15 protein-coding genes are annotated in these 21452 nt (G+C 50.7%); 3 read left to right on the forward strand and 12 right to left on the reverse strand.

Translation table 11 applies throughout. From position 1 onward, the window contains the following. Nucleotides 1-24: 24 nt before the first annotated feature. The 5 genes from FB479_RS16820 to FB479_RS16840 all read right to left on the reverse strand — a co-directional run bounded on the left by FB479_RS16820 (nucleotide 25) and on the right by FB479_RS16840 (nucleotide 8392). Nucleotides 25-1785 carry a phage tail sheath subtilisin-like domain-containing protein gene (locus tag FB479_RS16820; protein ID WP_142066054.1) on the reverse strand — a complete coding sequence of 587 codons (1761 nt, stop codon included), beginning with the start codon at nucleotides 1783-1785 and terminating at the stop codon, nucleotides 25-27. A 182-nt stretch (nucleotides 1786-1967) separates the two neighbouring features. Beyond that, the gene (locus tag FB479_RS16825) at nucleotides 1968-2774 is read right to left on the reverse strand and encodes a hypothetical protein (RefSeq protein ID WP_142066055.1); all 807 of its coding nucleotides are present in this window, start codon (nucleotides 2772-2774) and stop codon (nucleotides 1968-1970) included. After that, nucleotides 2774-3346, reverse strand: coding sequence for a Pvc16 family protein (locus tag FB479_RS16830; RefSeq protein ID WP_142066056.1), 573 nt, complete (start codon nucleotides 3344-3346; stop codon nucleotides 2774-2776). Before FB479_RS16830 ends, FB479_RS16825 begins: the two co-directional genes overlap by 1 nt. Nucleotides 3347-3460: 114 nt before the next feature. Beyond that, on the reverse strand, nucleotides 3461-5617 hold the full coding sequence (locus FB479_RS16835; protein WP_142066057.1) for an AAA family ATPase: 2157 nt from the start codon (nucleotides 5615-5617) through the stop codon (nucleotides 3461-3463). An 18-nt stretch (nucleotides 5618-5635) separates the two neighbouring features. Further along, a complete protein-coding gene (locus FB479_RS16840) occupies nucleotides 5636-8392 on the reverse strand; it encodes an adenylate/guanylate cyclase domain-containing protein (RefSeq protein ID WP_142066058.1) in 2757 nt (918 codons plus the stop codon). Nucleotides 8393-8562: 170 nt separating this feature from the next. Here FB479_RS16840 and FB479_RS16845 point away from each other — a divergent pair, with 170 nt between their 5' ends. From FB479_RS16845 to FB479_RS16855, 3 genes are read left to right on the forward strand one after another with little or no spacing between them, the layout of a single operon-like run. Next, the gene (locus FB479_RS16845) at nucleotides 8563-8949 is read left to right on the forward strand and encodes a DUF4280 domain-containing protein (protein WP_142066059.1); all 387 of its coding nucleotides are present in this window, start codon (nucleotides 8563-8565) and stop codon (nucleotides 8947-8949) included. Between the two features lie 19 nt (nucleotides 8950-8968). Further along, nucleotides 8969-10639 (forward strand): MORN repeat-containing protein, encoded by a 1671-nt coding sequence (locus tag FB479_RS16850; protein WP_142066060.1) that lies wholly within the window; start codon nucleotides 8969-8971, stop codon nucleotides 10637-10639. 2 nt (nucleotides 10640-10641) lie between these two features. Continuing rightward, nucleotides 10642-12078 (forward strand): eCIS core domain-containing protein, encoded by a 1437-nt coding sequence (locus FB479_RS16855; RefSeq protein ID WP_142066061.1) that lies wholly within the window; start codon nucleotides 10642-10644, stop codon nucleotides 12076-12078. A 54-nt stretch (nucleotides 12079-12132) separates the two neighbouring features. Here FB479_RS16855 and FB479_RS16860 read toward each other — a convergent pair whose 3' ends face one another. The 7 genes from FB479_RS16860 to FB479_RS16890 all read right to left on the reverse strand — a co-directional run bounded on the left by FB479_RS16860 (nucleotide 12133) and on the right by FB479_RS16890 (nucleotide 21399). Further along, nucleotides 12133-12771, reverse strand: a complete 639-nt coding sequence (locus FB479_RS16860; RefSeq protein ID WP_142066062.1) for a pyridoxamine 5'-phosphate oxidase family protein — start codon at nucleotides 12769-12771, stop codon at nucleotides 12133-12135. Between the two features lie 59 nt (nucleotides 12772-12830). Beyond that, entirely contained in the window at nucleotides 12831-14171 is a 1341-nt protein-coding gene (locus FB479_RS16865) for a YjiH family protein (RefSeq protein ID WP_106654518.1), read from the reverse strand. A 72-nt stretch (nucleotides 14172-14243) separates the two neighbouring features. Further along, nucleotides 14244-15518 (reverse strand): imidazolonepropionase, encoded by a 1275-nt coding sequence (gene hutI / locus FB479_RS16870; protein WP_142066063.1) that lies wholly within the window; start codon nucleotides 15516-15518, stop codon nucleotides 14244-14246. Between the two features lie 5 nt (nucleotides 15519-15523). Continuing rightward, nucleotides 15524-17194: a urocanate hydratase gene (hutU, locus tag FB479_RS16875; RefSeq protein WP_106654516.1), complete on the reverse strand. Its 1671-nt coding sequence runs from the start codon at nucleotides 17192-17194 to the stop codon at nucleotides 15524-15526. A 163-nt stretch (nucleotides 17195-17357) separates the two neighbouring features. Further along, entirely contained in the window at nucleotides 17358-18860 is a 1503-nt protein-coding gene (locus FB479_RS16880) for a helix-turn-helix domain-containing protein (RefSeq protein WP_142066064.1), read from the reverse strand. 98 nt (nucleotides 18861-18958) lie between these two features. After that, nucleotides 18959-19516, reverse strand: coding sequence for a signal peptidase I (gene lepB, locus FB479_RS16885; RefSeq protein ID WP_142066065.1), 558 nt, complete (start codon nucleotides 19514-19516; stop codon nucleotides 18959-18961). A gap of 101 nt (nucleotides 19517-19617) precedes the next feature. Continuing rightward, nucleotides 19618-21399, reverse strand: coding sequence for a sigma-54-dependent Fis family transcriptional regulator (locus FB479_RS16890; RefSeq protein ID WP_142066066.1), 1782 nt, complete (start codon nucleotides 21397-21399; stop codon nucleotides 19618-19620). Nucleotides 21400-21452 lie beyond the last annotated feature (53 nt).

Raw genomic sequence — 21452 nt, forward strand, 5'->3', positions numbered from 1 at the left:
CTTCACACCGTTTTTCGCCGTGAATTATTGCTGATCAGATGTTTTTTGCGTAATACGGAAGATGACGAACTCTGCCGGTTTGACAGGAGCTACACCAATCACACAGATCAATCTGCCATTGTCGATGTCATCCTGCGTCATCGTGCTTCTGCCGATCTGGATGTAAAAGGCCTCCTGCGGGCTTGAGCCCATCAACGCGCCATCTCGCCAGACACGCGTCAGGAAAGAATCAATCGTACGTTGGACGCGGGCCCACAGCCTCTCGTCATTTGGCTCAAATACCACCCAGTTTGTCCCGTTTTTGATCGATTGTTCGAGGAAAATGAACAGGCGGCGTACGTTTATGTACTTCCATAGCCCATTGGATGACATCGTCCGCGCACCCCAGACACGAATTCCTTGCCCCGTAAAAGCGCGAATCAGGTTGACTCCCTTCGGATTCAAAATATCCTGTTCGCCCGTATTGTACTGGCAATCCAGTCCTGTGCAGCCGCGCACGACCTCGTTTGCCGGGGCTTTATGGACGCCGCGGGTGTTGTCCGAGCGTGCGTAAATGCCAGCCATGGAGCCTGATGGCGGAATGTAGATGTTGCGCTTGTCCAGCGGATCGAACACTTGCAGCCAAGGATTGTAGATGGCAGCGTATTGCGTATCGAAAATATTGCGATGCGTCAACACATCGCTTACTTTTTTCTTGTCGCGTGGGATATCGAGGATGGCGAAGCGGCTTTTCAGGTTTTCACAATGGGCCACAAGCGAGAGCTGCACATTCGGGTCTGTCACGCCAGGAATAGCCATAATGCTCACTTCGTCATTATCGATGAAGGCTTGGATTCCGGTACGTTTTCCCGGTCCATGGTCCTCCCCCATGTATTCGCCTGCTGACAGATTGGCGACAGAACCGTCGCTGCCCCCTGCCAAAGAGATTTGATACAGACCGAATTCCGTCTTTCCGCCCTCGGATTGGGTTTCTTCCGCCATCCCTGAAATAACGGTAAAAGGCGGGATGACTTCTGGGCTCGCTGGGGCAGCACCCGCTTCGACCTCTACGATATTGCTCTTGGACAACAGCTTGCTGACATGATTGGCAGCAGAGACATTGAGCGAGCATTTGTCGAACTCTTCGGCCTCATCGTTGTAGAAGACTTGCACCGTAAATTCGCACGTCGAGAGAATTTTGACCGGCAGCAGATTGTTATCGATGACGTCTCCTGTAAGCACGGCTGACAGCTCGATCACATTGTCTTGGGATGAAACCACTTCGCTGTACTGCTTGGTATCACCGTCATAGAAAGAAACGACATCACCTGGTTGAAAGCCTACACTGTTTTTCACACGGTACTTGGGAGCCTCGCCTAGCTGCTCATAAATCTGCGTTTTTGCCTTGCTCGACGGAATCAAATTTACGCGGATCTGATTTCCCCATGCCCCCGGGTTTTTTGCCGTAATCCGAAGGACAGCCCCTTCGCTGTTGCCTTCATTGGAAGCCGGCTTCGCATCTGCTGGCGCTACCCGCATCACATAGCAACGGGAGCCTCCATTCAGAAAGAAATGATCCACCGCATAGGCGAGATAGCGGTATTCGCCAAACGCATTTTCAGACAAATAGGAACCGAACAACTTGCGGAAATCATTGACACCTGTAATCAGCTCAGGCAATCCCGCAACGGGTCCTTTTTGGGCCAGCCCGATAAAGCCCGCCGTGCTCGTACTCGCTCCCTCCATGGGAACGGGGCCACTATCAAACTCCTCGACATACACCCCTGGTGATAAGTACTCTGGCATCGTAACCTGATTGGAGAGTTCCGCATGTATCAGCAGCAGAAACCTGCAATCAGTCCCTCCCTCCGAATAATTTCATCACAAGCTTTACCACTTACGAAAAAAGCCGTTTTGATATGTGAGTCTTGCTCTATAATCAGGCAGCAGGATGTCTTGGACCGACGCCAAATAACTGCCGGATCACCCTATTTGGGTCTGTTCATTTGGATGATACCTATGGATTGGGTCGTACCGGCTTGAATGGAAAGCTCGGCAAAACCAGCGGCTTCTTCCCGCCGCACTTCAATTTTCATACGCGCATGAGTTTTTTCCAGAAACAACGGAAGGGCAACTACGAATTCTCCTCTGTCGTCGCTATACGTTTCGAGCAGAGGGAGTAAGGCAGTGCCTCTTGGGTAGGCAAATGAAAGAGGTTCGGTCAAGGGATAAACCCGACCTTTTGGGGGACTTGCAAAACGAATGATCGTCCCTTTGCATGTGGGTGTTTCGAGAAGAAAAGCGTCAGCCAAATCGACTTGACCCTTTTTACTGGCTACGATTAGCTCCGTAGCCTCTTTGTCAGCGTCCTCGGCCAATCTCACTGGGGTATCTCGCTCATACGAGATGACAGCCTGCACAAAGGCACCGCCAGCTGGGGAACCATCCTCCACGCAAGCCCTCCCTCGAACAAGGGATTCTCCTGCCCGGAATGGATAGGCTGGACTCGGATGCAAGTAAATGATTGACTCCGTGGAAGATGTGCTCCCAGTAATCACAGAGAAGGGCACGGAGCGATCCATATACTCCCGGCTGCTTATGGTGAGCGTGTAAATCCCATCAGGCAAGTCAGTAAAGATATACCATCCATCCCCTTTGCATACGGGCACTTGTGGATGATTCGCCAAGCGAACAGACAAGCTCGAGCGAAAAGGGGCTCCTCTTGTATACATGTCCACCAGACGGACGGCATACGAGAAGACGGAACGAATGCGCACTTGGAATTGCTGATCCATTAACCATGACCATCCCCTCGTATGCGAATATCCCGTTCCAGTACGCGCTTCGTTGAACGAACTCGGGTGGAATCGATATGAACCGGCCCTACCGAGTAGCCGATGGATAGCTTGTACGGAACATGTGGAAAGAGTTGGATGAGTTTATCAACAGGAGGCTGCTCCACGACGACACGTAGCTCTGTATCCATGTTGGCAAGGGAGCCTTGGAGCTGATCGCCACGCAAAATGGCGTTGTCGTAGAGAACCTGTATGGCACGCCCGAGGATGCGATGCTCGTCCAGTATGCGGGTATGCTGTTCTGCTGGAGAATGGGCGGTCAATATGTAGGATAGATTGACCGTCATGGGGGGATATCGCAACTGATCAGTACCTTCACTGATCATCATGTGCTGCCTCTCCTGACTTTCCCGGATTTCGTATAAAAACAAGGCTAACGCCAAATCTCCTGGCTGGGCAGGTGAGCTAAGACCAATCAGCTCGGGTTGGCTAATCGGCTCCGGCGTCATTTCTTTTCGCAAAAGAGCGAGCAGCGTCTCTCCTACTTCAGCAATAGCGGTGTACTGGCTGATACCCGTTCACCTCGACATTATTTGACAGAATATCCTTATCATAACATTCAAATTAATGGTTTTACATGAATTTTTATCTAATTTTGTAAAATTGCATATTTTCTTTGATGCGCACTACCTGTTGGCGTACTCCCCCAAATCCTCTTTCAATAGCAGCTTACCCGTCTTTTTTAACTCCTGCTTCGCAGCCGCAATCAAATGACTCATCGAGACGGGCGTGCCTTCCGATGCAGCCAAGAAAGAGGCAGCGAGAACCACATTTTTGATCCCGCCCCCAGCAATGTGCAGCTTGGATGCTAGAAACTCAAAATCGATGTCAGCAGCTCGCGGCGTATCGGCCGGGAACATGCTGCGCCATATTTCTTCGCGATAAAATGGTTCGGGAAAAGGAAACTTCACCACGTAGTTGATTCTGCGCATGAAGGCCTCGTCAAAATTTTGCAGGAGATTTGTCGCCAAAATGGAGACCCCCTCGTACTCCTCCATCTTTTGCAGCAAGTAGGCTGTTTCCACATTCGCGTATTTGTCATGCGAATCTTTGACTTCTGAGCGCTTGCCAAAAAGGGCATCGGCTTCATCAAAGAAGAGGATGGCATTGCCGATTTTCGCCTCTTGGAAAATGTGGTGGAGGTTTTTTTCCGTCTCCCCTATGTACTTGCTGATTACCTGCGACAGATCAATTTTAAAAAGTTCCAGACCCAGTTCATTTGCCACGACTTCCGCCGACATCGTCTTGCCCGTACCCGGAGGACCTGCAAACAGCATGCTAACGCCCTTGCCATAGGAAAGCTTTCGCCCAAAGCCCCACTCTCCCAAAACGACATTTCGATAGGTCACCTGATTGCAGGCGTTCCGCAACAAAGTCAGTTGCTCCTCAGGCAAAATCAGATCGTCCCAATTGTATGTGGGTCTCAAACGTGTGGCGTGCTTTTCTAGCGCATGTCTCATTTGCAGGAAGCAAGCTTCATGGAGGTGCGTTTGCGTAATGATCCTTTCTTTCGTCTGCATCGCCATCTCATTTGCTCTGTGAAGCGCTTGGTAGATTTGCCCGGCATTCAGCTTGAATTTCCCTGCCAAAACACCAACGTCAATATCCTGTGAAAAGCTCATTTCTGCACTGCCCGTCTCCCATAATCGCCTCCTTTCCGTTTCATCTGGACTAGGCACCTCCATTTCCAGCCAAATCCGCTTCCCCAGGGCATTTTCCGGCTTCCATTGACTTTTCGCCACAATGGCAATGGGACCTGAAAAGCTCTCGAGTTCATCCATCACCAGCTGCTTGCGCCCAGCTGTTTGCCCATCTTCTGTCAGAAAAGCCTCGAACTGATGCAAGCACAGCACCCCCCGACGCAGCTGCACCTCCCGCATGACCTGCTGTAATCTGCGCGAAAAAGCTTCCTCCCGGATCAAGCGCTCTGCATCGATGAACAGCACGGGTCGCCTGACTTGATGAAACAGATGCTTGACTCGATGCCTTTTGCCAACGCCAGCCGGACCATGCAAATGCAGAAGAAGCCGCTCTGAATCTGCTCCTGCTGTTTCCCACAATGTTTCGAAGCGCTCCTGCAAATGATTCGCGCTCTCCCCTACCAACGGTTCCAACTCTTGATCTGGCAAGCTCCAAAATTGCCAAGGAGGCAGACTGGCATCCCCTCCATCCTTCGTCGTCAAAAAGTGCAGCATACGTTCATCCAGTTTGAGCGGCCTAGAGAGCCAAGAGCCGCTGCCCCCCATGTCCGCCTCGGTAAAAAGCAGCAGCCGCCCCAGCTTGCTTTTTTGCGTGAACGCAGTCCATGCCTCTATTCTCTCGGTCGCTGTCCGGCAAAATAGCTGCATCGCCAATTCTGGAGTAGGCGACTTGCATGTAATATCATCGAGGAGGTAGCCAAACAGCTTTTCGTACTTTCGATCCAGCTCGACTGCCAGGCAAAGAAATAAACTTCCCAACTCGAATCGGTTAAGCGAAAAAGCGTCTGCCACTGCCAGAATCGGTACGCTACCCGCTTTTTGCATGTGCAGTGCATCAAGTTGTTCCTCGCATGCTGCCACCCGCTCTGAGAAAGCTTCCCATAGCTGTGTTGCCGGCGGGGCTGCATCGAGCAATTGCACGACTTCTTCCTCTGTGACAATCACCCCCCTCATTTGATCAAGCGGATAATCATCCCCCTGCTGCGCTCGCACAGCCAGCAAGCGCAGCAGATGAATATCCAGCCATCGAAGCATTTCTTCGTAATAGTTCCACTGTTTGTGATTCGGTTCGGGACTCGTCATTTCGCTTTTTCACCGCTCCTACGATATTTTCAACTCGCCAGACCAATCTCGTTCGGCCCCTTTTTGGGCGTATTCGTCACATAAGTAGAAATACTGTCGCGCCGCCTGATCCCATCTGTTTTGCTTGATGACGGACAGAAAAGCGGAGCGTGCATCGTGAAACCTCCCATTTTGATACATCGCAATCGCTTGCTCAAACAATTCTTTCGTCTCATCCTTGTGCGCGCGAATCTGGGCAGCGTCCCCCTCGTATACGTCGTACAAATGCATCGGCTGAGCCTCTCCCTCGATATGCACCCAGCCTAAATCACGATATCGGTACGGAGTGCTCCCCCCCATCCCGGCAAATAGCGAATCGGACATCAGGATGCAGGCTCCGAGCGTTTCCGCCATCTTTTCCATTTTCTCGACCACGCGGACGTGATCCGATATGATCGCAGCCTCTAGCCGCGTCGCCTCGCCAATAATCCCGAGCATCAGCGGACCGTGATGCAGAGCCACCCGCAATTCAATCGAATCGTATCCTTTTTCCGCCCGTTGCTCGTTATAATCTGCTAACGTTCGGCGCATTTGTACGGCTGCATCCAACGCATCTTTCGCCTCTTTTGGATAAACAGCAAGCACGCCGGGATCGAGATATTCGATTATCATCCCTTGATTCTCGTTCACAATCGGAGCAAAACGCTTGAGAAACGCATTGATGACGCGGAAGGTCGTCTCTGGACGCAGACGATGAGAGATGGCATGAAACGATTGCAGACTCATGCGCATAACGGCCATTTCCCGCTCAACCTGATCACCAAGCTCCACGTCGAGTATGCTTTCCTTCCCGAGAAAATGGATAAACTGCTGCGGCACAAAGCGATTGTTCGCCTCGCTCATCCTCGTGATATTCGAAATGTACTGACGAATGCGCTTTGCCATTTGGTTGAAGCTTTCTGCCAGCTTTTGAATTTCATCCATGGAGCGAACCCTGGCCACCACGCTGTAGTCGCCTTTTCCCATATCAGAGACATTCGTTTGCAGATTGCGGATGTTTCTGTAGGTCAGCCACGAGAAAAGGAAAAATAGACTCGCACAAATCGACCAGACCAGCGCAGCGCCACGGCCGAGCTCACGGGACATTTCGTTGTGCTGCATGCGGACCCCGTTCATTTCTCGACCCAGCTCCAACACACCCGATAGCTTGCCGGAGGAGCTGTAGATCGGAGCCATCGCGTACATCCAGTAGCCTGTCCGATCCTGGGCTTTACCCGAGACGATCTCCCGCTTCATGACCACACTGCGGAACTCGTCATCTATGGCAACATTCTCAAACACTTCTGCGCTGTCATTGTCATCCATCATGAGAAACAATTCGCCATCTTTGTATTTGTAAATCGTTTTGTACAGCCCCCTGTTCACATGCACATCATCTGGGACCTCCAGTTTTTTCAGGTTGGCCTGTACTGCTTGATAATCCGCATTCATGTAGTCAATGGCCCCGTTGATTCCATCCAGCTTGTCCCCTTCGATCAGAGTAGAAATCACATAGGCTTGGAGACGAAGATCGGTCTGATTTTCCTGCTCCATAAACGCGAAGGTCAGCTTCGTTCCCTCCAGTTGAAGGAATACGGGGACAACAATCAGTGGGGCTATCACAATCGTTTGCTTGATAATCAACGGAATCCGGAAAAGGCGAAACAGCAGATACTGAATGACACAAAAAAGGAGAATTTCCACACCCAATCCTGTCCACCAGCTCCATTCCTTCAAGCGGTCTTTTTCAGATACAGACGGGGAAGTGATCTTGGTTATCACATTTCCTTGTTGATCCAGGAAGGCGAGCTGACTATCCGTGGCCACTACGATCTCATAATTGGGGGTTACAGCAAACGCCGTTAAAGCACTGCTATCGCTCGATTTGATCTGCTCGAATGTTTTGGAAGGCACCATCAAGGCGATTTCATCTGGATGTGCGGGATCGAAGCGTTCCATGACATTTTGATCAGAATTGTAGAAAAGGAGACGACCTGCTGGTCCCACTTTGACATGATTGGGGACGGTATGATTCTTTTCGGACCGTTCGGAGTGAATGTAGAGCGGACCTTTCACTTGAGCTTCCCCGCTTCCTTGGGGAACGTCGACCTGGAAAACCTCTCCTCGCTTGGTAGTGACATAGGTATGCCGCGGGTCTACTCCTGTGATTTCATTGACGTATACTTCATTAGGCAATTGGATTTGATAGAGTTGTGTGGGGGGTGAATCAGAGGGTACAGATTGATAGGCAATCACTTCAGGGTGTTGATACACATAAAAGTAAAGACGATCTTTCGCGACTTGCAGGGAGCGTACCTTGCCAATTCGCTTGTACGGGCTGTTTGCTCCGTATGAATCTTCATACACGACTTGTACGATTTCTCCATCTGGCGACATTCGCACGATTCTCTCGGATACCGTCCGCAAACCAAAGCTATCAAGCTTTGTGATCAGCACGTACGCATAACCTTCTTCGTCGATGGCTACCTCTGTGAAATTTTCCAAGCCTTCTTCTGGATTTTGCTCCAGTACTTGCTGGTACCTTAACGACCGATCGGGGTAAAGGCTCGTCAGCTTTTGGTGTCCATCCGTTATGAGGACGACATCCTTTTGACTGTTGACCGCGATGCTGTCGATCCCTTGAAACGGTACGTCCTGCTTCCCGCTTCTATCCACGTTCCAAGCGAGCAGCAAGCCGATCCCAACAAATACAATCAGCAGTCCGGTCAACCAGGAATACTTCTTGTTATTTCCCATCGTTTGCGGTTCTCCCATCTCTCGAAAACGTATTTTCGAAAATGATACCAAGCAACATTATACTAAAAATTACAAATTCCGCTATACATCTTCTCTATTTGACATTTATACTACTATACAGATTGATTTTCAATATCTTACCAGATGACTTATGTAAAGGAGTTGGCTTCATGGGACAACTCGTCTGCGGAGGAGCCATGGTACAGTGCAGCTTCGGTGCTGCTCCCAGTTCACTCATGGTGCTCCCGGTGAATCGCGTCACAACCAGTATGCCGATCGCAAACATTATGGACAATAAACCGATGGTAAACATCCTTCCATTCGGGATGTGCAATACGATGTCCAACCCTCAGGTCGCAGCAGCCACAGCGGCGAAGCTGGGCGTTTTCACTCCGGTCCCCTGCGTTCCTGTAACCGTCGCCCCTTGGGTTCCCGGCTCTCCTACTGTTCTCGTCGCCAACATGCCTGCCCTCAATCAATCCTCCAAGCTCATGTGCAATTGGGGTGGCGTCATCCAGATCACGAACCCCGGTCAAGCGACGATTCAGGTTCCCTGACAGGTAGGGAGGATATGATATGGACAAACAACTCCAAAAGCTAACGGAACAAACGATTGTCGACCCGCTCACCAATCCGCTCAAAAAATGGGTGCAGGATTGGATAAAAAAAGGAGCCGCCCTCCCCACGCAAGCCCTCGATTGGATCAAGAATGGCATTGCCGGACTATTCACCAAAAAAGAAACTTCACTCAAAGATTACGTGCATATCGGCCGTTTTTACATCGCCAAACGCTTTCTCATTTTGACAGGACTATTCCTCCTTCTCCTGGCCTACTTCCTGTTCATCAATCCTCCCGATGCGCTTAACCGCTTTTTGCAGCGTCCCATCGTCATTCACCTAAAAACTCCCAATCAACAGATTTCTGACACGGGTCTAGCGATCATCTACAACCCGGAAGGCACGATGATCTATTCCGGCCAGCTCGTGGATGGTCTGTATGACGGAAAAGGCGAACTCTATGACGACAATGGGAAGCTTCTATACAGCGGCGAGTTCAAAAGCGGCACTCCACAAGGCTTAGGCAAAGGATACCGGAAAGGCGTTCTCGTCTATCAAGGCGGGTTTGAAAATGGCATTTACGCTGGTCAGGGAACGTTGTACAACGACAACCAGCAAGTCATTTTTCAAGGAGATTTCAAAAACGGGAAGCCGGATGGAGCCGGTCAGGAATGGTACACAAACGGCGCAATCAAATACGAAGGCGCTTTTAAAAACGGCGTGTACAACGGGTCTGGCAGACTTTTTACGAAGGATGGAAAGCTGCTCTACGACGGACTGTTTGACAATGGATTCTACGGCGGCGAAGGTACCGATTACTACGAAAACGGGCTCGTGCAGTATAAAGGGCAATTTGTCGACGGCAGATACAACGGGGCCGGGAGTCTTTTTGATCGGGATGGCAAGATCGTGTATGAAGGTCATTTTCGAAATGGGCACTTCAATGGAGCCGGAACCAAATTCTCCACCAGTGGCAGCATCGTTTATCAAGGTGATTTTTTGCTAGGTGTGTATCACGGGCAGGGCGAACTGAAAGATGCAAGTGGCGTAACGCTGTATAAAGGCGGCTTTGCCGAAGGGCATTATCACGGAACGGGAGAGCTTCGTTCTGCCGAAGACGCTCTGTTGTATCAAGGGCAATTTCGAGCAGGTGCCTACGACGGCATCGGGGTGCTCTACGACAAGGACGGCTTGCCTCTGTATAAAGGGTATTTTCGCGAGGGGCGTATTTATTTGCCAGGATTCATCGGCATCTCCAGGAGCAAGCTGGAGGAAATCATGGGCAAGCCCGACGATGACGCGCCGAGGGAAGCCGAAGATGCTGTTCCTCCTCCTGCCGATCAAAAAGCCCCCGAAGCTCCACCAGCGAAGGATGCCACCTTATCGTCTCAAAAACTTACCTACCGTGACATGAACATGGCTTTTACACTTGAACCAGCACCAGGACACCCTGGCAAGCAAATTGTCACTGCCGTCCACTTATATCACCCACAGGTCATCTCGATCGTCAAAGAAGATCGGAATGAGCTCGACAGCAAAGCAGCCATTTTGCCCAAGACATCTTCCACATACGCTAGTACTGGAGCTATCACGAGCTATTTGGTCGACCCGTATCTGTATCTCTATTTCTATCAAGCACAGCAAAAGGAAGCCGTTCAGTTGGACGTGACAAAAGCAGAGGGGGTGTAAAAATGCGACGCTATGAATCTAGCAAGCCGTCTATGGATGCGACTCATGAAAAAACGCAGGCACCTGTTTCCGGGCCCATGCTTCAACCAAGCAAGGTCCAAAGAAAGGCGAGTCACTCGTCCCGCATCCTTTCTCTGCAAAAGACTCTTGGCAATCAGGCTGTGCAGCGCATGTTATCGAGGACTCCTCTGCAAAAATCGGAGAATCTTTCTTCCGGCAGCGGCCGCTCACTCCCCGATTCCGTCCAAGCAAAAATGGAACAGGCTTTCCATACTGATTTTTCAGATGTACAGATTCATCCAGAATCGTCTGTTGCCTCCCAAATCGGAGCTGTTGCCTTCGCCCAAGGGAATGACATTCACTTCGCCCCGGGGACGTATCAGCCAGAGACGCAAAGTGGGCAACAGCTGCTCGGCCATGAGCTGACACATGTGGTCCAACAAAGACAAGGGCGGGTAAAAGCGAACGTTCCTGATTCCAGCCTGCCCATTAATGACGATCCCGCTCTGGAAGCGGAAGCTGATCGCTATGGGTCACTGGCAGCGGCAGAAACCATGACGGATCGCACGGGTGCGGATGCTACTGGGTCTGTAGCATCCCCGATTATTCAAGGCACTTGGGACGAAGATGTAAAAGATGCACGCAGAATGTGGGACAAACATGTGGAGAAAACAAACAACCTGGATGAAGGAACGGTAAATGGGCTTTTTGAGCAAGTGGACGACATAGAAAACTACTTTGACAAAGTACGTTACGGTATCAGTCTGCACTCCAAAATTTCTGATATTTTCTCGGTTACCGGGGGGAACTATACAGAGCTGGAGGAGGCACAGCGTCTATTCGGAGAAAATATCACACCCTTTTTCGGCAAGGATAAGGACACCGATCCTGACATCGATTACACCTATTTGGAGAAGCAGCAAAGCGACAACGATGAAGAAGTCCGCATGGTGGATGAGAACGAGGATGATTCAACTGCTTTATACGAGGAAAAACGAGTGGCGATGGAGATCAAGACAATCAGCTCTCATGATGATTCCCAATTTGGCTCCCGGATTCATGAAGCGATCGGTCAATTAGACAAGCGGCGAGATATGAATCGATATAAAGAGTATGTCATCGTCATTCAAAAGTATCATCCTGAAAACCCTTGGCCGTACACCGCTGCCGAAAATAGGGCCCGCGCCCCACTGGGTGATCTCAAAGCTAGACTGACCGCTAGATTGAGCAATATGACACATCTGCCAGGTTATGATATCAAGGTCATTTTCCGAGGCATTACAAAAGGAACCCCAACAGGGGGAACCGGAACCGTAGACCCATCCTTCTTAATCCCGGAACATATACGCTATTCGAACATGCCCTCTTATACAGTCGAATGCTATTACTGCGGCAGCTCCAACACTGGGTGGTTGGTAGATGACCCTATCCCTGAATAAACCGAAAACGGCAGGCTCCAAAACGAAATGGGAGAACTGCCGTTTTTCCTATGCTTAGTACAATCGATTTGTATAGCTGTCTTGCAAACCCTCCGCCACTTCTTTTGCCGTCACACCTGGTAACTTCACATGATCTGCCAGCATTTGCGCGACGTTAGGAGTCGTCCCTTCTGCCGGCCACGACTCCGGCTTCCATAATCCAGAACGCATAAATGCCTTTGCACAGTGGACGAAGCACTCCTCGACCTTTACGCCGATCCCAAGCGTAGGCGCCTTCCCGTTAACCGCCATCTTCGCCAGTATTTCTTCATCGCGAATAATGCAAGCCTTGCCGTTCACACGGAACGTCTCTTCCAGCGTAGGAATTAAAAAGATAAGCCCAATATGCGGGTTGACTAAAATGTTCGTGATGGAGTCCATCCGCTTGTTTCCTGGGCGCTCGGGAATCACCAGATGATGATCGTCGACGACATGCACAAAGCCAGGCGCATCACCACGTGGCGAAGCATCGCAATGGCCATCTTTGTCTGCTGTGGCAATGATGAGAAATGGTGATTGGGCAATATACTTGCGGCTATGGTCATCCAACTGAGTGATCGCCTTGTTCTGTACGAGACGACTTGGCTCTCCGACCATTTCGCGCAGTTGCTGCTCTGACGTGACCACATCACGGAATATTCCGAATCCTGACATGACTACCCCCTCTTTCCTCTGCTTGTTCGAACCTGCCACCATCATACCACTTTTCTTGCTTATGGCAGAAGCAGGAAAGCTAGAGGGGTCACAAGCAGCAGGGTTAGAATCGTACGCTCTACCCAAATCACCAGAAGCTTTGGAATGCTAATCGGAATCTCGGTGGACAAAATGCAAGGAATTGTCGCGGAAAAGAACAAAATGGAAGAAACCGAAACAACTGCAATGACAAACTTGGTGACCAGAGGTGCTTTTACCACAAGCAGAGCAGGTAAAAACATCTCGGCAATTTCGATCGCTGATGCTTTTGCAGCCAGCATCGGCTCTGGAATTTGCAAGAGCCATGTAATCGGATAAAACAAGTACCCCAACCAATCAAACAAAGGGGTAAATTCGGCCAATACCAACCCGATCAAGCCGACCGACATGATGGATGGAAGAATACTCATGGTCATGATGAAACCATCCCGCAAATTCTCCCAAATGTTCCGCGTTAGCGGCAGCGCTTTTCCCGCAGCTTCCATAGCCTCTATCCACGCTTGGCGCAACCGTTTTTCCTTAATCACTTTCTCCGGATCGCCGTTGTCCTGGTAATATGCATCACTCATATTGGACAGCGGCCAAATACGCACCGTCACTGCCGTTACGAGAAACGTCACCACGAGCGAGACCCAAAAATAAAGATTCCAGTAATTCATCAAATCCAAAGTTTTCGCAATGACGATCATAAATGTCGCCGATACAGTGGAAAAGCCTGTTGCAATAATGGCTGCTTCTTTAATCGTATATTTGCCTTCTTTGAATACCCGGTTCGTGATCAAAAGACCGATCGAATAGCTCCCCACAAAGGAAGCCACCGCATCTACCGCAGAGCGGCCAGGTGTTCTCCAAATCGGGCGCATGATCGGCTGAACCAGTACCCCGATAAATTCCAAAAGGCCGTAGCCAACAAGCAACGCCAAGAACACGGAGCCGATCGGGACTACCATACCTACGGGAATCACCAGCTTTTCGAAGAGAAATGGCCCCATATTCTTGTCCAGCAGCCATGCAGGACCCGCCTGAAAATAGATCAACAGAGCGATAGGCACACCCAGTACTTTTAGCGCAGAAAAGACGAGGTTTACTTTGCTCTGCTTCCAACTGCCCGTCACAAACGGATAAATGGCTCCAAGCACAATCACAAGCAAAGCATATATCGGTATCGCACTCGGCATGATTTGCCGAACCCATGTCACGATGTGATCGAGCATAATGGAGCTTGTGTTGTTAATGGTAACAGGAATAAAAAAAACGAAAATGCCAATGAGGCTAAAAACAAAAAACTTCCAAGCATGCGTGGTGGATACGGCTTGCTGACCAGGATGAGGTGCAAGATTGCTGTTCGAAATATTGCCCATACATGTCCCCCCATTTCAAAAACAAGCCGGTCTCCCCCACTTCTACCCGTTTTTCTTTTGCTCTCTCTAGTATTACGCCAGTCTTCCCCCAGCAACGACGATTGTTCCGTTTTTGATTACCGTGTTTACGTGGTTACTCCCATAACGATATTGCAAGGTCATGAAATCAGGAACGTCAAAAATCGTGACATCTGCTTTTTTCCCGACCTCAAGGCTGCCGACTTCATACGCGCAGCGGATTGCGTGAGCGGCGTTGATGGTAGCTGCCGTCAGCACCTCGGCTGGCGTCATCCCCATTTTCAGGCAACCCAGATTCATGATGAGTGGGAGCGAAACAGTTGGAGACGAGCCCGGATTGCAATCCGTCGAAATCGCGACAGCCACGCCACGATCAATCATTTTCCTGCCATTGGCTGACTCTGCCATCAGGAAAAACGCCGTACCGGGCAGTAACACAGCGATGACACCCGCTTCTGCCATCTGTTCAATCCCCTTGTCTGAAGCGCGCAGCAAATGATCCGCAGATACCGCGCCAACCGAAGCTGCCAGCTCTGCCCCTTCATACGGTTCGATTTCGTCCGCATGAATCTTCGGCAGCAACCCATGACGGACCCCCGCTTCGAGAATGCGTCGGGACTGCTCCGGAGTGAACACACCTCTTTCACAAAACACATCGTTAAAAACAGCCAGCTTGCGACGAGCAACCTCTGGGATCATTTGCTCAATGACCACGTCTACAAACGCATCCGGATTTTCCTTGTATTCACGCGGCACCGCATGTGCACCCATGAAGGTACTGACGATGTCGATGGGATGTTCCTCGTGCAACTGCTTGGCGACCTCCAGCTGCTTCAGCTCATCTTCCAATGTCAGGCCGTAGCCGCTTTTCGCCTCGACGGTTGTGACCCCATGCAACAGAAACTGGTCAAGACGCTGCTTGCTCTGGGCAAACAGCTCTTCATGGGTAGCTGCGCGCGTCGCCGCGGTAGTCGAGTGAATCCCGCCGCCATTGTTCATAATCTCCATATAGGTCGCACCGTTTAGCCGCATGTTAAACTCGTTTTGCCGACTGCCCGCGTGCACCAGATGTGTATGCGGATCGATCAGCCCTGGTGTAACCAGCTTGCCCGAAGCATCGATGATTTGCGCCTCATGCGTACGGTCTCGATAGTAACGCGTCAGCTCTTCATCTGTTCCTACACGCTGGATGACGCCGTCCTCCAGCCAGATGCTTCCGTCCTCGATGATCGACAATTCATTCATTTGCGCTCCTACAACAGGGGAAGAGGAGCCGCCAGCCAGCGTGGCAAGCTGACTGGCGTGGCGAATCCATACAGGTTTAGTCATGGCTCTTACTCCTTCATCATCGGAATGTGGACGCCTTTTTCCTTGGCTGTTTGAATCGCGAGGTCGTACCCTGCATCGACATGTCGGACGATGCCCATGCCTGGATCAGTCGTGAGGACGCGCTCCAGACGACGTGCTGCTTCAGGTGTTCCGTCAGCCACGATGACCATTCCGGCGTGGAGAGAGTAGCCCATGCCCACGCCGCCTCCGTGATGCACAGATACCCAGCTCGCTCCGCCTACCGCATTGATCATGGCATTGAGAATCGGCCAGTCCGCAACCGCGTCGCTGCCATCCTTCATTGCTTCCGTCTCACGGTTTGGCGAAGCGACAGAACCGGAGTCCAGATGGTCACGCCCAATGACAATGGGGGCCGAAAGCTCTCCGCGGGCCACCATCTCATTGATGATCTGACCAAAACGCGCACGCTCGCCGTAGCCTAACCAGCAAATGCGGGAAGGCAGTCCCTGGAACTGAATGCGCTCCTGCGCCATGCGAATCCAGTTGCACAGATGCGTGTTGTAGGAAAACTCACGAAGAATGACTTCGTCTGTCTTGTAAATATCCTCAGGATCGCCGGACAGTGCTACCCAACGGAACGGCCCCTTGCCCTCGCAAAACTGCGGACGGATGTATGCTGGCACAAAGCCAGGGAAACGGAACGCATCCTCCACACCTTCGTTTTTTGCCACCTGCCTGATGTTATTGCCATAGTCGAAAGTGACTGCTCCTTTTTCCTGCATCGCGAGCATGGCGCGAACGTGTTCAGCGATGCTTGCTTTTGTGCGAGATTCGTACGCTTTCGGATCGCGTGTCCGCAGTTCGGCTGCTTCCTCCAGTGACATGCCGATGGGAATGTAGCCGTTGAGTGGATCATGCGAGGAGGTCTGGTCCGTCAGCACATCCGGGATAAAGTCACGAGCCAGCATGGCATTCAGCACTTCGGGTGCATTGCCCAACAGACCGATGGAAATGCCTTTTTTGTCGCGTTTCGCTTCTTCCGCCAAACGGATCGCTTCGTCCAGACTCTCTGTCATCACATCCAGGTATTTCGTGTCCAATCTGCGTTGAATACGGGTCGGGTCCACCTCGATATTGATGCTCACACCGCCATTGAGCGATACGGCCAGCGGTTGCGCACCACCCATGCCGCCCAAGCCTGCTGTCACGGTAATCGTTCCGGTCAACGTGCCTTCAAAATGCTGGCGTGCCAGTTCTGCAAACGTCTCGTACGTCCCTTGCACGATGCCCTGGCTGCCAATGTAAATCCAGCTTCCCGCTGTCATTTGTCCGTACATCATCAAACCCTTTTTGTCCAGCTCGTGGAAATGCTCCCAATTCGCCCAGGCAGGCACCAGGTTCGAGTTTGCCAGTAGCACACGCGGCGCATCGGTATGCGATTTGAATACGGCAACCGGCTTCCCAGACTGGATGAGGAGTGTTTCATCGCTCTCTAACGTTTGCAATGTTTTGACAATTGCATCGAAGCATTCCCAGTTCCGTGCCGCCTTGCCAATTCCGCCGTATACGACCAGATCCTCTGTACGCTCAGCTACATCAGGATTGAGGTTGTTCAAAAGCATGCGCAGCGCAGCTTCCTGTACCCATCCCTTTGTATGTAATTGGGTACCTGAAAAGGCTTGGATCAATTGCTCAACGGATTGTGTCGTCGTCATCATTTCCACCTGCTTTTCTAAAAGGATGTACTTCTTAGCTCCATTGTAAAAAAGCAAGGGAAAACAAAAAAGGCACCGCGCTTTCGATTTGGTGCCTCTATTTTCGATTCACTTGCAACCGCATTCATGGTTTGACGAAAAAATCTGTCTTTTTTTTCGATTTCTATCTTTTCTTTTGATTTCGTAACAAACGTGGAGTTGTCCCTGTCTTTTCCTTAAAAATTTTACTGAAATAATTGGCGTTAATGAATCCACATCGCTCTGCCACCTCTTGGACAGACAGGGATGTCTCAAGAAGCAATCGGCGTGCTTCTTTTACCCGCAACGATGTGAGTATTTGGCGAAAAGAGCTTCCTTGCTTTTGCGCGAGCAGCGTACTGAAATAGGAAGGACTGCGGTCGATATACCGTGCAACCTCCTCCAGGCGTAGTGCAGGATCGGTGTAACGCCCTTCTATATAGCGAATCGCCTGTTCCACGACATCTACACGGGACTCGTCGATAGGATGATGTGCCTCATCGAGCAGTTGATTGATAAATAGCAGCAGTTCCACTACGATCCGATACAAGATCGGCGAGTACAGAATCGTTTCGAAAACCCGGTGATACTCCTCTTCCAAAGGGGCGGAATCAAGACCTCGTGATATCATGTAGCGCCTGACTTGGGCCAAAATACTCGTCAGCCGAATACGCAACAGTCCCGGCTCCGGGTAGGGCTCTTCCTTGTAAAAGAAATGAGTATACAGCCACTGCTTCAACTCTTCCCGATTGCCTTCATCCAGCATTTCAACCCACGTGCGCTGTTCGGCGGGTGTCAAAAATGGGTCAATCATGGTCCAATTCACGCGATTATCCACGACCGTCACTTGCCGATATCCTTTGAAAAAGCGGACTTGCAGAGCTTGGCTCGCTTCCGCATACGTTTCGTTCAAGCTCTGTTCGTGGCTGCTTGCGTCATACATGACCAAAAAGAGTGGCGCATCATTGTTTGCTTCCCAGTCCATCAGCAAACGCTTGCCAATTTGGTTGAGCCAAGAAGGCGAGACCGCCGCATCCACTGGAAAAACCCCCACAATCGTCTCCCCTAGCGGCAAAAGATCGGGCTTGTCGCGAAACGGATATTCTTCAAAAAAACGAAGCAGCTCCGGATGCCGCTTCGGATCTTCCAGTTGAGCCAGCATGAGCGAATAGGACTTGGCTTGTGCATGCCCGGGAAAAAACAGGTCAAGATACGAGACATCCCTGTTATCGCCTGATCCCGATCCCCTTCCCTTCTCTTCGTTCATTCGCTTCCGATCCAAGCGCTCCTGACAGCATCTCGTCAGGATTCTCCTGATGTATTCCGGTGTCTGTGGCTTCAGCCATAGATCGCGTGCGAAAAGTCCAATCCCCTGCATCGCCCGCTCAAACGTCGCCTCTGATGTGGTCACCACAACGGTCGGACGATATTGATCCACCAGCAGCTTCAGCCGGTCCCACTGCCCGCGCCCGATCATGTCCAGTTCAATACAGAGCACTTCCGGTGTATGCGCTTCCATCATTTCGAAAACGTCTTCCATGGTCCCGGCACTATGCACCTTGTCATACGGAATGGCATAGCTGCTGACGAGCCATCCGATCCCGATTCGTTCGTTCTGGTCCCGATCCGCTATCAAAATGCTGGGCATAGGCTGGCCTCCTTTTTAAAGCTATCAGAAGAGTGAGACATCTTTCTCTATGAAACAAAGGTTGCCCATAAATGGACAACCTTTTCTCCTTCACGTTCTTACTTCTTAAAAGGATTTTCGATCATGGTTCCCATCACATGATCCAGCGGAATAAAGCCAATATCGCGGGAATCTGTGCTGTGATTCCGGTTATCTCCCATGACATAAACATGATCGGCTGGAACCGTGATCTTTCCGTCCGCTACATATTCCATCGTTTCTTTGATGTATGCTTCGTTCAATGCCTCACCGTTTCGATACACCTTGTTGTCTTTGAACTCTAGTACGTCGCCTGGTCTTCCGATGACCCGCTTGACATACATCGTGTGATCATCGCCTTGACCTGTGACCAGCGACACCAAGGGATGCCCCATGATATCGTCCATCAATGTACGGTCTCGCTCTACCCGACTGTCGATCACGACAATCTCGCCGTAATCTGGCAAATAAGAAAACGTGTGTGATAGTTTAGACACATATATGCGCTGTTCGTCTTGTAAGGTAGGGTCCATGGAATGCCCATCAACCTTGAACGGCTGAAATACAAAGATTCCGAGGACAAGAGCGAAAACGACAGCAAAGGTTATCGATCGAATCCATCCCAATACTTCTCTCATTTTCTTTTGGCACTCCTTCCTTTTACCATTCTCTCATTCATGCATCCAAACCATCATACCACATTATCCACGCAATCCCAAAAAATCAGCCAGAAGACGGATCAGGTGAGGCCGTACTCGCGCAGTTTCCGAAACAGCGTTGCCCGGCTTATGCCTAATAGCGCAGCTGCTTCTTCTTTTCGTCCGTTTCTATCCCGGATTTGTTGCATCGCGGCATCGATTGCTGCTCGTTCCAGTTCTTTCAGCGTAAGTCCTTGCCTTTGCCAGTCGAATGGCCCCTGACTTTCTTTAACGGAATGCGGGGGAGAATCACGCAGCAATCCCGTTAGAATGGGCAAACTCGAAGGCTGAACCCAAGAGGTTGCTTCCATATTGACCGCGTACTCGATTACATTTTCCAGCTCTCGGACATTTCCTCTCCAGTCGTGATGAAACAGGACGTTTTGCGTCTCTTGGGAAAAGCCGTGCAACTTCTTCCCCACCCGATTCGCATGCGCCAAAAGGATATCGTTCGCCAAAGGCAGTATATCCTCTCTACGTTCTCGTAGCGAGGGCAAGTGGATGGGAATCACATGCAATCGATAGTACAGATCCAACCGAAACACCCCCGCGTCTACCCGCTCCTGCAAATCCAGATGGGTCGCTGCAACGATCCTTGCTGCTAAAGGTATGGCCTTGCCGTTACCTCCAATTCGGTACAGTTCCTTTTCTTGCAACACGCGCAGCAGTTTGCTCTGTAAATGTATAGGCATATCCCCGATTTCATCGAGGAACAGTGTGCCTTTTCCTGCGACCTCAAACAACCCCGGTTTTCCACCTTTTCGCGCTCCTGTGAATGAGCCTTCCTCGTAACCGAACAACTCGCTTTCCATCAAATGCTCAGGGATTGCGGCGCAATTAATCGAAAGGAACGGCTCGTCACGGCGCGGGCTTGACTGATGAATGGCTCTGGCAAAGAGCTCCTTTCCGGTTCCACTTTCCCCTTGGAGCAGGACAGTCGAATCACTGGCTGCCACACGTCTTGCTACTTCCTTCGCCTGTACAATCGCAGGACTGTTTCCACCAATCACCCGAAAAGGATCGGGCTCCGAGTATCCACTCACTTGCCTTGCGATTTGCACGACTTCCTGTACATCATCAAGCGTAATCACCCATTCTTTGACCGTTCCTGCCTGTAGAATGGGCTTGATGGCAAACAAAAATGTCTTGTCTTCCTGCCCGATGGACAAAACGATCTGCTTTGGCGCAGACTGCTCGGTATCTGCACAGCGAATAGCATTTATCCATTCTGCCGTTTGACTGTCGTCGTAATCGAGCTGCAAATACTGACGGGCACGCTGGTTCGCCTGAATGATCCGATTGTCTTGATCGACGAGAAACATGGCTTTGTCCATTTCATCCATGACGACACGCAGCTTTTCTACCGTATGCAACTGCTCGACGTACAAGTAGTGCTCTTTTAGCTTAATGGCGATCAGCTCGGCCATTTTTTGCAAATAGGTCAATATCGCATCTACATCCGCAAACAACCGCTCGCGCTGCTCCTCATCGAAAGCGAGCAGGCCGATCACACCTATATTTTCATTGTCTAATTGAATCGGGCAACAAATCTCTCCCGTCTCCGTGCAATTTCCATAATGCATACAAGGACGGCACCGCTCATCCTGCCCCGGATGCATGATCACAACAGGATGCCCAGCGAGCAATGACTCCCGGTATATATGATCCTCTCCTGCCATCGTCCGCAAAACGCCAGCCTCAGTCTTCCCCGTTCCTGCGATCCGCAAAAACTGACTGTCCGCAATCTCTACCTCTACGCGCAGAACGGATGCAACTGCTGAAGCAATCTGTTGTACACTTTCTTGAATTTCTCGCAAGGGCATTTGGCTCCCCCTCCCGTCAATCTCTTGCCTTCATTATAGCGCATCACAAGGAG

The sequence above is a fragment of the Brevibacillus sp. AG162 genome (assembly GCF_006715575.1).
Taxonomy (GTDB): domain Bacteria; phylum Bacillota; class Bacilli; order Brevibacillales; family Brevibacillaceae; genus Brevibacillus; species Brevibacillus brevis.